The organism is Thermincola sp. GK-1 (genome assembly GCF_059412445.1).
On record NZ_JBSQAT010000044.1, the window covers coordinates 1 to 1,280 of the forward strand.

Genomic DNA, 1,280 nt, shown 5'->3' on the forward strand with positions numbered 1-1,280 from the left:
TATAATGAACCCATAAGGTGAGACACAAAATTTAAAAAGTAAGTTATAATGGAAACATGAAAAAGCGAAATCAATATTCAGCCGAATTTAAAAGCAAAGTCGTCCTGGAGGTGCTGCAAGAAGCCTCCACTGTCAACGAAATCGCCGCTAAGCATGGTATCAACCCTGTGGTGATTAGTCGCTGGAAATGCGAGTTTATGGAACGAGCTGCAGAGGTATTTAAGAAAGGGCCCTCCACAGCCGAAAAAGAACTGGAAGAGAAAAACGAAAGAGTGGCTCAGTTAGAACGAAAGATCGGTCAGCTCACCTACGAGGTGGACTGGCTCAAAAAAAAAATCTGAAGAAATTATCGGACCGGATTGGGAGAAAAGATTTCGTTGACCGAAATAATCCCCATATCAGCGTCAAGCGTCAGGCAGAATTGTTAAGTATCAATCGTACTAGCGTGTACCGCCAGCCCCCTGAACAGAAGCCTATCTCCAATGAGGACTTATTTACTATGCGCCGGACTGATGAGATACATACGGCTCACCCCACCTGGGGTTATCGAACCATTACCCGCATTTTGAGACGGGATGATAATTTGCTAATCAACCGGAAAAAGGTACGCCGAATGATGCGTGACATGGGGATTTACACCATTTATCCCAAACCTAATCTGAGTAAGCGGTATCATGCCAAATATGTTCGTCCTTATCTGCTTAGAAACCTGACCATTGACCATCCGGATCAGGTCTGGGGCGTAGATATTACCTATACTCGAATGAAAAAAGGCTTCATGTATCTGTTTGTCATTATTGACTGGTACAGCCGGTGTATAGTGGATTTTGAGCTGTCAAGCACTTTGGATAAATCCTTTGTCTTAACCTGTCTTAAACGAGCATTGAACCGCCGCAGACCGGAGATCATCAACAGTGATCAAGGCAGCCATTTTACCAACCCTGACTATCTAAATCTGTTAGAATCCTATATGGTTAAAATCTCTATGGATGGCAATGGTCAAGCCTTGGACAATGTGAGAACAGAACGGTTTTTCCGGACTCTGAAATATGACTGCATCTACATTAATGAATTTAATAGTCCCAGGGAGCTAAGAATTGTTTTAAACCAATACATTCATGAGTACAATACCTATCGTCCCCATTCTTCTATTGAAGGCCAATGCCCGGCTCAAGTCTATGATGACAAGCGTCACCAAGAAGTTGCTTAAACACACAAACACGGAAAGGAGGATAACTTACAAAATTTTTTTCGTGTCTTGACAAAGGGGAGCATTATAT

At 42.6% G+C, this 1,280-nt stretch carries 1 protein-coding gene; it reads left to right on the plus strand.

Annotation, left to right across the window (positions count from 1 at the left end; translation table 11 throughout):
• Nucleotides 1–56: 56 nt before the first annotated feature.
• Nucleotides 57–1,210 (plus strand): IS3 family transposase gene (locus ACSNJE_RS15905; protein ID WP_495253073.1). Its coding sequence is split into 2 segments (ribosomal slippage): nucleotides 57–327 and nucleotides 327–1,210, totalling 1,155 coding nucleotides; the frame shifts between segments, so codons are not numbered across the junction.
• Nucleotides 1,211–1,280 lie beyond the last annotated feature (70 nt).